This is a genomic window from Salmonella sp. SAL04162 (assembly GCF_046551535.1).
GTDB classification, from domain to species: Bacteria; Pseudomonadota; Gammaproteobacteria; order Enterobacterales; family Enterobacteriaceae; genus Salmonella; species Salmonella enterica.
The window spans coordinates 18,886-32,606 of record NZ_JBGDVX010000007.1; the positions used below are offsets into that span (position 1 = coordinate 18,886).

General features: G+C 55.5%; 10 protein-coding genes. 5 read left to right on the forward strand and 5 right to left on the reverse strand.

Annotated elements, in window-relative coordinates; all coding sequences use genetic code 11:
• Positions 1-62 precede the first annotated feature (62 nt).
• From ACLJRH_RS15045 to moeA, 4 genes are all read right to left on the reverse strand, one after another.
• A complete protein-coding gene (locus ACLJRH_RS15045; RefSeq protein WP_023137169.1) occupies positions 63-2,495 on the reverse strand; it encodes a glycyl radical protein in 2,433 nt (810 codons plus the stop codon).
• 5 nt (positions 2,496-2,500) lie between these two features.
• Positions 2,501-3,400, reverse strand: coding sequence for a glycyl-radical enzyme activating protein (locus ACLJRH_RS15050; RefSeq protein WP_000576947.1), 900 nt, complete (start codon positions 3,398-3,400; stop codon positions 2,501-2,503).
• 277 nt (positions 3,401-3,677) lie between these two features.
• Positions 3,678-4,427: a molybdopterin-synthase adenylyltransferase MoeB gene (gene moeB, locus ACLJRH_RS15055; protein ID WP_000829283.1), complete on the reverse strand. Its 750-nt coding sequence runs from the start codon at positions 4,425-4,427 to the stop codon at positions 3,678-3,680.
• Positions 4,427-5,662, reverse strand: coding sequence for a molybdopterin molybdotransferase MoeA (gene moeA, locus ACLJRH_RS15060; RefSeq protein WP_000395792.1), 1,236 nt, complete (start codon positions 5,660-5,662; stop codon positions 4,427-4,429). The genes moeB and moeA overlap by 1 nt, the downstream gene beginning before the upstream one ends.
• 203 nt (positions 5,663-5,865) lie before the next feature.
• On the opposite strand from moeA, the gene iaaA reads away from it, so the two are divergent.
• The 5 genes from iaaA to gsiD are packed head-to-tail and all read left to right on the forward strand — an operon-like array spanning position 5,866 to position 12,155.
• Positions 5,866-6,807 carry a beta-aspartyl-peptidase gene (gene iaaA, locus ACLJRH_RS15065; RefSeq protein WP_001030503.1) on the forward strand — a complete coding sequence of 314 codons (942 nt, stop codon included), beginning with the start codon at positions 5,866-5,868 and terminating at the stop codon, positions 6,805-6,807.
• Between the two features lie 10 nt (positions 6,808-6,817).
• Positions 6,818-8,689, forward strand: a complete 1,872-nt coding sequence (gsiA, locus tag ACLJRH_RS15070) for a glutathione ABC transporter ATP-binding protein GsiA (protein WP_001120598.1) — start codon at positions 6,818-6,820, stop codon at positions 8,687-8,689.
• Between the two features lie 32 nt (positions 8,690-8,721).
• Positions 8,722-10,260, forward strand: coding sequence for a glutathione ABC transporter substrate-binding protein GsiB (gene gsiB / locus ACLJRH_RS15075; RefSeq protein ID WP_000191439.1), 1,539 nt, complete (start codon positions 8,722-8,724; stop codon positions 10,258-10,260).
• A gap of 60 nt (positions 10,261-10,320) precedes the next feature.
• Positions 10,321-11,241, forward strand: a complete 921-nt coding sequence (gene gsiC / locus ACLJRH_RS15080; RefSeq protein ID WP_000936066.1) for a glutathione ABC transporter permease GsiC — start codon at positions 10,321-10,323, stop codon at positions 11,239-11,241.
• A gap of 2 nt (positions 11,242-11,243) precedes the next feature.
• Entirely contained in the window at positions 11,244-12,155 is a 912-nt protein-coding gene (gsiD, locus tag ACLJRH_RS15085; protein ID WP_001236024.1) for a glutathione ABC transporter permease GsiD, read from the forward strand.
• A gap of 90 nt (positions 12,156-12,245) precedes the next feature.
• Here the strand turns inward: gsiD and rimO are convergent, their stop codons facing one another.
• Complete coding sequence (gene rimO / locus ACLJRH_RS15090) at positions 12,246-13,571, reverse strand: 30S ribosomal protein S12 methylthiotransferase RimO (protein WP_000073314.1); 1,326 nt, start codon at positions 13,569-13,571, stop codon at positions 12,246-12,248.
• Between the last annotated feature and the right edge of the window lie 150 nt (positions 13,572-13,721).

Genomic DNA, 13,721 nt, shown 5'->3' on the forward strand with positions numbered 1-13,721 from the left:
AGGCCTGTTAAGCGTAGCGCCATCAGGCAATTCGGACATATTGCCGATGGCGCCAGGGCAAATTACAGCATATGTTCGGTACGGGCGATGATATCGTCCTGCGCATCCGGCGACAGCGCGGTGAAGAAGGCGGAGTAGCCTGCCACACGCACGACCAGATCGCGGTACTGGTCCGGATGTTTTTTCGCATCCAGCAGCGTTTCGCGTGACACGATGTTGTACTGAATATGCCAGCCTTTATGCACCTCAAAGAACGTCCGTAGCAGAACCATCAGTTTCTGTTTGTCGGATTCGTTTTCCAGCGTCGTTGGGTTCAGTTTCTGGTTGAGCAGCACGCCGCCGAGAATGGAACCGGTAGGTAATTTGCCTACGGAACCAATCACCGCCGTCGGGCCGAGATGATCCGTACCTGATGCAGGGCTTGCGCCTTCCGCCAGCGGTGTATGCGCTTTGCGACCGTCCGGGGTAGCCATGGTTGCGGCGCCAAATGGCACGTTTGCTGAGATAGAGGACGTACCGGCGTAATAGTTGCCGCCGACAGGGCCACGACCATAGCGCGGGTTATGATATTGCTTCAGCTCATCAATATAGGTCTGATAAGCGCGCGCCAGCAGGGTATCGACACTGTCATCGTCGTTGCCGTACTTCGGCGCGCCGTTAATCAGACGCTGGCGCAACTGCTCATGGGTCAGGCCGTCAAAGTCATCGGCCAGCGCGGCGGCAAGCTGCTGTTGACCGATAACGCCCTGTTCGAAGACCAGTTTTTTCACGGCGGCGAGGCTGTTGCCCAGGTTGGCGATACCGACCTGGAGACCGGATACCCAGTCATATTTCGCGCCGCCTTGCTTGATACTTTTCGCTCGCTCAATACAGTCATCTACCAGCGCTGAGCAGAGAATATCGTGGACATTCTCTTCCAGCATGGTGTCGACCACATACTCAATTTCGATCGATTTGCGCGTGTAGTAGCGAATTTGGGTATCCCAGGCGGCCATCACTTCGTCAAAATTGTTAAAGTTGCCTGCGGAGAGCGCCTTTTCCTGCGGCAGAAATACTTTGCCGCTGGTGGCGTCGCGACCGCCTTCCAGCGCCGCCAGCATGACGCGGGCGAAGTTAATAAAGCTCATGCCGGTGCAGCGATAACCCCATTTCCCGCCGACGGCGGTTTCGATACAGCCGATCGCCGCGTAATCGTAAGCGTCCTGCGGTTCGATCCCCAACTTGATAAATTCCGGGATGACGATTTCATCATTGTTAAACGCCGGCATCCCAAAGCCGCAGCGGATGACCTGGACGCAGGCGTCAAGGAAATCGTTACTCATTCCGGCGTGATAACGCACACTGAGGTTGGGCTGGGTAGAACGCAGACGTCCGCAGGACTCCAGAATGGCGTAAGACAGCGGATTCACTGCGTCCATTGGCTGACCGTTGATGAGATTCTGACCGCCAATGGTGACGTTTTGATACAGCGGGCTGCCCGCGGAAGCTTTAGAGTGCGAACCGGAACGGATCTTGTTTACTTCCAGCAGTTTCAGCCAGCAGCTGTGCAGCAGTTCAATGGCGTGCTCACGATCCAGCGTCTGGTTTAGTTCGACATCGCGACGATAATAGGGGTAAAGATACTGGTCCATACGACCAAATGACACCGAGTGACCGTTAGACTCAATTTGTAGAATCAGTTGAATGAAGTAGCACAATTGCAGTGCTTGCCAGAAGGTCTGCGGCGGTTGGTGGGCGATCACCTCGCAGTTTTCCGCGATGGTAAGTAGCTCTTTACGACGGCTTTCACGGGACTCTTCGCCTGCCATCTGGCGCGCCAGCGCGGCAAAGCGCGTGATGTGCTGGCTTACCGCGTCCAGCACTATATCAATCGCCTTCAGGAACTGCTCGCCATGCAGATCTTCCAGCACGGTCAGGTTGATGCGTGAGCGGCGCTCGGCGACTTTATCGCGCAGGCCATCAAGCCCTTTTTCCAGCAGCAGCGGGAAGTTCACCGCCAGGTGCGCGTCACCGGAAGTCATATTGCCTTCGGCTTTGATAATGCCAGTCGCCAGAAGCCCTTTTTGTTCATCGGTAAACATGCCGTAGCAGCGATCCTGGACGGTTTGACCGCGCCACCACGGACAGATGTCGTGCAGAATACGTTTGTTTTCTTCACTTACGGAAAAACCTGCGCCGGGCCGGTCCGCCAGGTCGTCGATCTCTTTTTCAATCCACGAGACGGTATATTCCGGGAAAATCGGCGCGGCGCGGACTTCACTTGCCTGGTTGCCGACGATCAGTTCATCGTGTTTTATCCAGATAGTGCGTTCCGCCAGGTGATGGGCCAGCGCCAGCGCGCGGCGTACCGGAATCGGTTTATCCAGATGCTGCTGGTACATTTCGGTATAATGCTGTGCGCGTTCGGTACAGACCGGCGGTTTCACGATATGTACCAGCGCGGTTTTGTGCGCCTTAATGCGGTCGCTGAGCGTGTCCAGTTTCAGTTGGGTCATGATAATTATCCTCGTAGGGTCGCGGTTAAACCTTTTTGGCAGGCGTACTTCTGGGCAAAATCAAGTAACGCCGGCGCATCCAGTGGTTTATCCGGGGCATGATAGGGCTGACTGAGTAAGTGGTATTTATTGATGCCCAGCGTGTGGTAGGGCAGAAAATGAATTTCCCCGACGTGCAGTTCGTCGGCGGCAAAGTCGGTAATGGCTTTAATGGCCTCCTCATCGGCATTAAATCCCTGAATCAGCGGGACGCGAATCACCATTTTTTTGCCCGCGGCGGCGAGTTTCCTGAGATTTTCCAGCACCCGCGAGGCGCTGCCATCGGTCCACTGCTTAAACGGCCCGTCGGCGACATGCTTCAAATCAGCCAGAAACAGATCGATATAAGGCAGTGAGGGCGCAATGTATTTCCATGGAACATGCAGACAGGTCTCAACCGCAGTATGAATACCGGCGTCATGGCTGGCTTTAAACAGCTCTGCCGCCAGTTCCGGCTGCATAAACGGTTCGCCGCCGGAAAGCGTAAGACCGCCGCCGCTGCGATCGTAAAAAGGTTTATCGCGCAGTACCGTCGCCATGATCTCATCCACGCTTTTTATTTCGCCGCACACGGTTAACGCCTGTGTGGGGCAGCAATGCGCCAGGATGGAAAAATGGGCGTCGGTCAGTTTCTCGCGATGGATGAGCAGGCCGTTTAGCGCGCGCTCAATGACGTCCGGCGCGGCTTGCGCGCACAGGTCGCATCCTTCGAGACACAGCCGCGCGTCGTATAACAGATCCTGAGCGCGGGCGCGGCTTTCCGGGTTCTGGCACCAGCGACAGCCCAACGAACAGCCTTTGAGAAATACTACGGTACGGATACCGGGGCCATCGTGGGTAGAATAGCGCTGAATATTGAAGATCATAAACGGCCTCTCTTATTTCATATAAAGATTAAATTACTTTCGAATGAAAGTTATCTTGATGTGCGTCAACGAATGGAGAGGTTCTGACAAAGAGGCGTTAAATGAGGTACAACATCACGGTTTGAGGTTGTGGTATGGCGTTTAAGATGATGCCGCGCTGCTTGAGCCGATCGTCAGTCGGAGCTTGGGTAAGCTGGCTTTGCGTCTGATGACAGTAATTATCTGTTGATACAGCACGGCCATAAACCGTGCTTCGGTATGTTTATCTGTAAAGTGACTACTGCCCGCAGACCTCACAGCCGGGGTTGCGCATCAACTTCATTTCGCGGAACTGACAGGTCATCGCATCGTACATGACGATTTTTCCGCTAGCGGGCTGACCGTAATGCGCCAGCAGCTTAATGGCCTCCATTGCCTGTAGCGAACCGATCACGCCAATCAGCGGCGCCATCACCCCTGCCTCTACGCAGGTCAGAGCGTTTTCGCCAAACAGACGGCTCAGGCAGCGGTAACAGGGTTCGTTTTCCTGATATGTAAAGACGGTAACTTGTCCTTCCATACGAATGGCCGCGCCGGAGATTAGCGGCACTTTCGCGGTATAGCACCCGGCGTTAAGTTGATTACGTACGCTAACGTTATCGGTACAGTCCAGTACCAGCGAATGCCCGGCAATCAGGCTGGTCATGGCGTCGTCGTCCAGCCGCGCGTTAACGGGCGTAATGGTAATATGCGGGTTGATTCGCGCCAGCGCGTCGCGGGCGGACTCTACCTTTGGCTGCCCGACCGTGGCGTCGCTGTGCAAGGTTTGACGCTGGAGATTGGAAACGGAAACGGTATCAAAATCGAGTAGCGTCAGTTGCCCGACGCCAGCGCCGGCCAGATACTGCGTTGCCGCGCAGCCGAGTCCGCCCAGCCCGACCACTAATACCCGCGAATCTTTTAACGCTTCCTGCCCTTCAAAATCGAAGCCGCGCAGAATAATTTGTCGGTTATAGCGCAGCATCTCCTGGTCGCTAAGTTCCGCCATTACAGGCCTCCGAACAGAGCATTAAACGGCTCGACTTCCACCCATTCTCCCGGCTCAACATTGCCGCGTTCACGCTCCAGCACAATAAAGCAGTTGCCCAGACTAAACGAGCTGAAAATATGTGAACCCTGGTGCCCGGTGGTCGTGACCTCCAGTTCGCCGTTGGCGCTACGTTGCAGGATGCCGCGCTGGAAATCGAGACGCCCCGGCGTTTTCTTCAGGCGAGATGTTGTGCGTACACGCTGGCGCGGCGGTACAGCGCTTGCCGTGTTGCCGCCAAGCTTCGCCAGTAAAGGCTGAACCAGTTGATAAAAAGTGAGCGCCGCAGAGACTGGATTCCCCGGCAGGCCACAGAACCAGCTATTACTGAGTTTGCCGAAGGCAAACGGTTTGCCTGGCTTGATAGCCAGCTTCCAGAAGGCGATTTCGCCCAACTCCTCAAGGATGGTTTTGGTATAGTCCGCTTCACCAACCGAGACGCCGCCGGAGCTTATCACTACATCGGCCTGGCTGTCGGCGTCGATAAACGCGGCGCGAAGCTTACCGGGATCGTCAGGAATAATGCCTAAATTGATCACTTCGCAGCCAAGCTGTTGCAGCATCAAATGTATAGTTAGACGGTTAGTGTCATAAATTTGTCCCGCCTCTAGCGGCTGGCCCGGAAGCTGGAGCTCGTCGCCGGTCGAGAACAGCGCTACGCGCACTTTACGTACAACCTGCGCATCGGCAATTCCCAGCGACGCCAGCACCGGCAGTTCGGCAGTAGTCAGGCGCGTACCGGCCGGAAAGACCACCGCATCCTGGCGAATATCCTCGCCGCGGCGGCGGATGTTTTGTCCGCAACGAACATCGGCGGTAAAACGCACGCCATCATCGGTTTGTTCCGTCTGCTCTTGCATGACTACCGCCTCGCAACCTGCCGGTACCGGGGCGCCGGTCATAATGCGAATGCAGGTTCCCGCAGGCCACTCTCCCTGGTAAGGCTGACCGGCAAATGCTTTGCCGGCGACGGGCAGCGGCTTATCGGCGGACAAATCCGCCACGCGTACCGCATAACCATCCATAGCTGAATTATCAAAGCCGGGGACATCAAGGGGAGATACGATATCGGTCGCCAGGATGCGGCCAAAGCAGTTCACCAGCGGCAACGTTTCTACGGCGGTGAGCGGGGTAATACGTGAAAGCATCTGGGTCAGCGCCGTTTCAAGCGGCATCAATCCGGCGGAAAATTCCATGAACATACTCCTGCGAGGCAAAATCGAATCCGGCTATTATGTCAGAAAACAGTGGCGGGCAGTATGCTACCTCGGTCTTAGAGACGGCCTTGCGCCTTTACATACCTTACGCATCTTTCTATATTCAAAAATCGAATGAATAACTCACAACAATTCTGATAGTTATAGTAAAAGTTGTGTGCCACCGTTAATGGACCCTAAAAATGAATAAAGCAGTGATTGCGATTCACGGCGGCGCAGGCGCGATTGCTCGCGCGCAAATGAGCCATGAGCAGGAGCTACGCTATATCCAGGCGCTGTCAGAGATTGTCGAAAGCGGGCAAAAGATGCTGGAAGCAGGTGACAGCGCGCTTGATGTAGTGACGGAAGCGGTGCGCCTGCTGGAAGCGTGTCCGCTCTTCAATGCGGGTATCGGCGCGGTCTATACCCGAGACGGAACTCATGAACTGGATGCCTGCGTGATGGACGGCAATACCCTGAAAGCCGGAGCCGTCGCGGGCGTGAGTCATGTTCGCCATCCTGTGCTCGCCGCCAGACTGGTGATGGAGCGCAGCCCGCATGTACTCATGGTGGGGGAAGGGGCGGAAAACTTTGCCTTTTCACAGGGGATGGCGCGCGTTTCGCCGGATATCTTTTCCACCCCGGCGCGTTACGAGCAATTGCTGGCGGCGCGTGCGGCGGGCGAAATGGCGCTCGATCACAGCGGCGCGCCGCTGGACGAAACGAAAAAAATGGGTACAGTCGGCGCGGTGGCGCGGGATAAATTCGGCAATCTGGCGGCGGCAACGTCTACCGGTGGGATGACCAATAAATTGCCCGGGCGCGTCGGCGACAGCCCGCTGGTCGGCGCAGGGTGTTATGCCAACAACGCCAGCGTCGCCGTTTCCTGTACCGGAACGGGAGAGGTCTTTATTCGCACGCTCGCGGCTTACGATATCGCCGCATTGATGGAATATGGCGGACTCAGCCTTGCCGACGCCTGCGAGCGCGTGGTGATGGAAAAATTACCGGCGCTGGGCGGCAGCGGTGGATTAATCGCCGTTGATCACGAAGGTAATGTCGCGTTGCCGTTTAACAGCGAAGGGATGTATCGCGCCTGGGGATATGCCGGGGATACCCCTACCACAGGAATTTACCGGGAATAAGGAGCCGCAGGTGCCGCACAGCGATGAACTGGATAGCCGCGATGTTCTGTCCGTCAGTGGCCTGAATATCGCGTTTCACCACGAAGGGCAACAGGTAGACGCCGTGCGTAATGTGTCATTACGCCTGAAGCGTGGAGAGACTCTGGCGATTGTCGGCGAGTCGGGATCGGGAAAATCGGTGACGGCGCTGGCGTTAATGCGGCTGATTGAGCAGTCGGGCGCGAACGTGCGCTGCGGCGAAATGCTGTTGCGTCGGCGTAATCGCCAGGTGATTGAGTTGTCTGAGCAGAGTGACGCGCAGATGCGGCGTGTGCGCGGCGCGGATATCGCCATGATTTTCCAGGAGCCAATGACCTCGCTCAACCCGGTATTTACCGTTGGCGAGCAAATTGCCGAATCTATTCGTTTGCATCAGGGCGCCAGCCACGAAGAGGCGCTGGCGGAAGCGAAACGTATGCTCGATCAGGTACGGATCCCGGAGTCGCAGGCGATTTTATCGCGTTATCCGCATCAGCTTTCCGGCGGGATGCGCCAGCGAGTCATGATCGCGATGGCGCTATCCTGCCGTCCGGCGGTATTGATTGCCGATGAACCCACCACGGCGCTGGATGTCACTATCCAGGCGCAAATTCTGCAACTTATCAAAGTGTTGCAGCAAGAGATGTCGATGGGCGTGATTTTTATCACCCACGACATGGGCGTCGTGGCGGATATTGCCGATCGCGTGCTGGTGATGTATCAAGGCGAGGCCGTGGAAACCGGCAGCGTAGAGCAGATTTTCCATGCGCCGACGCATCCTTATACTCAAACGTTACTGGCCGCCGTCCCTCAGCTTGGCGCGATGCGAGGCCACTCGCTGCCACGCCGTTTCCCGTTGATTTCCGCTGACGAACCGGCCCTTTATGAATCGCAGATTGAGCAAGACACGGTGGTGGAAGGCGAGCCTATTCTCCAGGTTCGGGGGCTGGTGACGCGATTCCCGCTGCGTAGCGGTCTCTTTAACCGCGTTACGCGTGAAGTTCATGCCGTTGAGAATATCAGTTTCGATCTCTGGCCTGGCGAAACGCTATCGCTGGTGGGCGAGTCCGGTAGCGGAAAATCGACGACCGGACGCGCGCTGCTGCGGTTGGTTGAATCCCGGCAGGGGGAGATTATCTTTAACGGCCAGCGCATTGACACGCTGTCTGCGGGTAAACTCCAGCCGTTGCGCCGCGATATTCAATGTATTTTCCAGGACCCTTACGCCTCGCTCGACCCGCGCCAGACCGTGGGGTATTCCATTATGGAACCTTTACGGATTCATGGCCTGGGGCAGGGGGACGCTGCGGCAAAGCGCGTGGCCTGGTTGCTTGAGCGTGTCGGATTACGTCCTGAACATGCCTGGCGTTATCCGCATGAGTTTTCCGGTGGTCAACGTCAGCGCATCTGCATTGCTCGCGCGCTGGCATTGAATCCTAAAGTGATTATTGCTGATGAGGCTGTCTCCGCGCTGGATGTTTCCGTTCGCGGGCAGATCATTAATTTATTGCTCGATTTACAACGGGAAATGGGGATCGCCTACCTGTTTATTTCGCATGATATGGCGGTCGTGGAGCGAATTAGCCATCGCGTGGCGGTGATGTATCTTGGTCAAATTGTTGAGATGGGGCCGCGGCGCGCCGTTTTTGAAAATCCGCAGCATCCTTATACGCGTAAATTGATGGCGGCGGTGCCGGTTGCCGATCCCTCCAGACACCGGCCGCGGCGCGTTCTGCTATCAGATGATATACCCAGCAATATTCATAAACGTGGCGAAGAGACGCCCGCCGTTTCATTACAGTTGGTCGGGCCGGGACATTATGTTGCGCGGCCGCTGCAGGATAATGCGCTCTCGCGCTTATAACATTTAGACAGGCAGGGTTTCAGGAGAACAACATGACGCAATTTATTACGCATAAATGGCTGGCGGCGCTGGGACTGGCCTCATCCATTGCGGCTTTTCCGGCCCTGGCGGCCAAAGATGTGGTGGTGGCGGTAGGGTCTAATTTCACCACGCTCGATCCGTATGACGCCAACGATACGCTCTCGCAGGCGGTGGCGAAGTCATTTTATCAGGGGCTGTTTGGCCTGGATAAAGACATGAAGGTAAAAAACGTCCTGGCGAAAGGCTATACCGTTTCTGATGACGGTCTGACCTACACCATTACCCTACGGCAGGGGGTGAAATTTCAGGACGGCGCGGATTTTGATGCGGCGGCGGTGAAAGCGAATCTCGATCGCGCCAGCAATCCGGATAACCACCTCAAGCGTTATAACCTGTATAAAAATATCGCAAAAACGGAGGTTGTCGACCCGGCAACGGTAAAAATTACCCTGAAACAGCCGTTCTCCGCTTTCATTAATATTCTGGCGCACCCGGCGACGGCGATGATCTCGCCGCAAGCGCTGGAAAAATATGGCAAGGATATTGGTTTTCATCCAGTCGGTACCGGTCCATACCAGCTTGAAACCTGGAATCAGACCGACTTTGTCAAAGTGAAAAAGTTCGCCGGTTACTGGCAGCAGGGCTTACCCAAGCTGGATTCTATTACCTGGCGTCCGGTTACTGACAACAATACCCGCGCGGCGATGCTGCAAACCGGCGAAGCGCAATTTGCTTTTCCTATCCCTTATGAGCAGGCCGCGTTACTGGCGAAAAATAAAAACCTCGAACTGGTCGCCAGCCCGTCCATTATGCAGCGTTACATCAGTATGAATGTGACGCAGAAGCCGTTTGATAATCCTAAAGTGCGTGAGGCGTTGAATTACGCTATCAATCGTCAGGCGCTGGTTAAAGTGGCGTTTGCCGGATACGCCACGCCGGCGACGGGCGTGGTGCCGCCGTCGATAGCCTATGCGCAAAGCTATCAGCCGTGGCCCTATGATCCGGCTAAAGCGCGCGAACTGTTGAAAGAGGCGGGGTATCCAGACGGTTTCAGTACCACGCTGTGGTCATCGCATAACCATAGCACCGCGCAAAAAGTGTTGCAGTTTACCCAACAGCAACTGGCGCAGATTGGCATTAAAGCCCGGATAACCGCGATGGACGCCGGCCAGCGCGCCGCGGAAGTTGAGGGCAAAGGGCAAAAAGAGAGCGGCGTGCGAATGTTCTATACCGGCTGGTCAGCGTCGACGGGCGAAGCTGACTGGGCGTTATCGCCGCTCTTCGCATCACAAAACTGGCCGCCGACGCAGTTTAATACCGCTTTTTACAGCAACAAGCAGGTCGACAGCGATTTGGCGGCGGCCTTAAAGACCAACGATCCGCAGGAGAAAACACGATTGTACAAAGAGGCGCAGGATATTATCTGGAAAGAGTCGCCCTGGATACCGTTGGTGGTGGAGAAATTGGTTTCTGCGCACAGTAAAAATTTGACCGGTTTCTGGATTATGCCGGATACCGGTTTCAGCTTTGACGATGCGGATTTGAAGTAAGTAATGCGATGGGGCTGGATGGCGCGCGCGTTGTCCGCCATCCGGTAAAAGGTTCGTGTGATGCTTAACTATGTTCTCAAGCGCCTGCTGGGATTAATTCCTACGCTGTTGATTGTGGCAGTGCTGGTGTTTTTATTTGTTCATTTGTTGCCCGGCGACCCGGCGCGGCTGATAGCCGGACCGGAAGCCGACGCGCAGGTGATCGCGCTGGTTCGTCAGCAGCTGGGGCTTGATCAGCCGCTTCATGTCCAGTTTTGGCATTACATCACTCATGTTTTACAAGGCGATTTCGGTACGTCAATGGTTTCCCGCCGCCCGGTTTCTGAGGAGATCGCCAGCCGCTTTTTGCCGACGCTGTGGCTGACGATAACCAGTATGATATGGGCGGTTCTGTTTGGCATGGCGATCGGCATCGCCGCCGCCGTGTGGCGTAATCGCTGGCCTGACCGGGTAGGAATGACGCTTGCCGTGACCGGCATTTCTTTCCCGGCTTTTGCGCTGGGAATGTTGTTAATGCAGATTTTTTCCGTGGATCTGGGCTGGCTACCGACCGTGGGGGCGGATAGCTGGCAACATTATATTTTACCCTCCCTGACGCTTGGCGCGGCGGTGGCCTCCGTCATGGCGCGTTTTACGCGCTCCTCGTTTGTCGATGTCCTGAGCGAGGATTACATGAGGACCGCGCGGGCGAAAGGCGTCAGTGAAACGTGGGTGGTGTTAAAACATGGCCTGCGCAATGCGATGATCCCGGTCGTCACCATGATGGGACTGCAATTTGGCTTTTTGCTTGGCGGCTCGATCGTCGTCGAAAAAGTGTTTAACTGGCCGGGGCTTGGGCGATTACTGGTCGACTCCGTCGACATGCGCGACTACCCCGTGATTCAGGCGGAAGTGCTGCTGTTTTCTCTGGAATTTATTCTTATCAACTTAGTGGTGGATGTGCTCTATGCCGCCATTAATCCGGCTATCAGGTATAAGTAAGGATGCGATTATTTAACTGGCGCCGTCAGGCGATTTTACATGCTATGCCGGTGGTAAAACCTGACCAGATACGCACGCCGTGGCGGGAGTTCTGGCGTCGTTTTCGCCGCCAGCATGTCGCGTTGGTCGCCGGGGGATTCGTACTGGCGTTAATTCTGGTGGCGATTTTTGCCCGCTGGCTGACGCCCTACGATGCGGAAAACTATTTTGACTACGATAGCCTGAACAATGGCCCCTCTTTGCAGCACTGGTTTGGCGTTGACTCGCTGGGAAGAGACATCTTTAGCCGGGTTCTCGTTGGGGCGCAGATCTCACTGGCGGCGGGCGTGTTCGCGGTATTTATCGGCGCGATAATCGGCACGGTGTTGGGATTGCTGGCGGGATATTATGAAGGCTGGTGGGATCGTTTCATTATGCGCATTTGCGATGTGCTGTTCGCCTTCCCCGGCATTTTGCTGGCGATTGCCGTTGTGGCGGTGTTAGGCAGCGGTATTGCTAATGTGATCGTTGCGGTGGCGATTTTCTCTATTCCGGCGTTTGCACGTTTGGTGCGCGGAAATACCCTGGTCTTAAAACAGCAGACGTTTATTGAGTCTGCCCGCAGTATCGGCGCCAGCGACACGACGATTTTGTTTAGCCATATCTTGCCGGGAACGGTCTCGTCAATTGTGGTTTTCTTTACGATGCGTATCGGTACGTCAATTATTTCCGCGGCAAGCCTGTCATTTCTCGGATTAGGCGCGCAGCCGCCAACGCCGGAGTGGGGAGCGATGCTCAATGAAGCGCGGGCGGATATGGTCATCGCGCCGCACGTAGCGCTCTTCCCGGCGGTGGCGATTTTCCTGACTGTGCTGGCGTTTAACCTGTTAGGCGACGGGTTGCGCGATGCGCTGGACCCGAAGATTAAGGGGTAAGCCAGCCCGGTGGCGTTGACGCCTGGCGGGCCTGGAACGGGCTCGCCAGGTGGGGTAACACATCCGACACCCGCGCCGGGGGAGGTGGCGTTAAACCCGACTGCCCCACAAATCATATTCGTCGGCGTTTTCCACTTTCACGCGCACGATATCGCCCGGCTTGACGTTGGTTTCGCCGTTCAAATAGACCGCGCCGTCAATTTCCGGCGCATCCGCCATGCTACGCCCGATAGCGCCTTCTTCGTCAACCTCATCGACGATCACCAGAATTTCGCGGCCCACTTTTTCCTGCAAGCGCTCAGCGGAGATTTGCTGTTGCAGTTGCATAAAGCGGTTCCAGCGCTCTTCTTTCACCTCTTCCGGCACCTGATCCGGCAGGTCATTCGCGCCTGCGCCTTCCACCGGGCTGTACTTGAAGCAGCCTACACGATCGAGGCGCGCCTCTTTCAGGAAGTCGAGCAGCATTTGGAAGTCTTCTTCCGTTTCGCCGGGGAAGCCGACAATAAAGGTGGAGCGTAGGGTCAGTTCCGGGCAGATTTCGCGCCACTGCTTAATGCGCGCCAGTTGGCGGTCAACGGAACCGGGACGTTTCATCAGTTTAAGAATCCGCGGGCTGGCATGTTGCAGCGGAATGTCCAGATAGGGCAGGATTTTGCCTTCCGCCATTAGCGGAATCACATCATCAACGTGTGGGTAGGGGTAGACGTAGTGCAGACGTGTCCAGACGCCCAGTTTTGATAACTGTTCGCACAGGCTCACCATACTGGTTTTCACCGGTTCGCCATTATGGAATCCGGTGCGGTGCTTCACATCTACGCCGTAGGCGGAGGTATCTTGCGAAATCACCAGAATCTCTTTGACCCCGGCATCAACCAGACGTTTCGCTTCGCTTAATACGTCGCCAATCGGACGGCTGACCAGATCCCCGCGCATCGACGGGATGATGCAGAACGTGCAGCGGTGATTACAGCCTTCAGAAATTTTCAGATACGCATAATGGCGCGGCGTCAGTTTTACACCCTGTTCCGGTACGAGGCTTAAAAATGGATTGTGCTTCGGCTTCGGTACGTAATGATGTACGTGCTGCAGAACTTGCTCATAGCTATGCGGCCCGGTGATTTCCAGTACTTTCGGATGCACTTCGCGGATCTGATCTTCTTTTGCGCCCAGGCAGCCGGTGACGATTACCTTACCGTTTTCGTTCAGCGCTTCGCCAATGGCTTCCAGCGACTCTTGTACCGCGCTGTCAATAAAGCCACAGGTATTAACGATAACCATATCCGCATCGTCATAGCGTGGCACAACGTCATAGCCTTCGGTACGCAGCTCAGTCAGGATGCGTTCCGAATCAACGAGGTTTTTCGGACAGCCCAGGGAAACGAAGCCGATCTTTGGCTGGTGGGTTACATTACTCATAGCTTAAAAAGTGTTCATTTATTGGAATGGTCAGGGCAGGGATTCTACAGATATCCGAACAAAAATTGTATCGCAATCTCATCAGGAGTGGCGGCATCAACCGTTGTGGTTGTCAGCAAAAGGTGAAAAAGGGCAATTCTAAGAAAATTC

What these genes read in the sequence shown, in the direction of transcription:
- rimO (WP_000073314.1), bottom strand. Translation starts at nt 13,571, where the DNA reads ATGAGTAATGTAACCCACCAGCCAAAGATCGGCTTCGTTTCCCTGGGC.
- ACLJRH_RS15045 (WP_023137169.1), bottom strand. Translation starts at nt 2,495, where the DNA reads ATGACCCAACTGAAACTGGACACGCTCAGCGACCGCATTAAGGCGCAC.
- iaaA (WP_001030503.1), top strand. Translation starts at nt 5,866, where the DNA reads ATGAATAAAGCAGTGATTGCGATTCACGGCGGCGCAGGCGCGATTGCT.
- moeB (WP_000829283.1), bottom strand. Translation starts at nt 4,427, where the DNA reads ATGGCGGAACTTAGCGACCAGGAGATGCTGCGCTATAACCGACAAATT.
- gsiB (WP_000191439.1), top strand. Translation starts at nt 8,722, where the DNA reads ATGACGCAATTTATTACGCATAAATGGCTGGCGGCGCTGGGACTGGCC.
- gsiC (WP_000936066.1), top strand. Translation starts at nt 10,321, where the DNA reads ATGCTTAACTATGTTCTCAAGCGCCTGCTGGGATTAATTCCTACGCTG.
- moeA (WP_000395792.1), bottom strand. Translation starts at nt 5,662, where the DNA reads ATGGAATTTTCCGCCGGATTGATGCCGCTTGAAACGGCGCTGACCCAG.
- ACLJRH_RS15050 (WP_000576947.1), bottom strand. Translation starts at nt 3,400, where the DNA reads ATGATCTTCAATATTCAGCGCTATTCTACCCACGATGGCCCCGGTATC.
- gsiD (WP_001236024.1), top strand. Translation starts at nt 11,244, where the DNA reads ATGCGATTATTTAACTGGCGCCGTCAGGCGATTTTACATGCTATGCCG.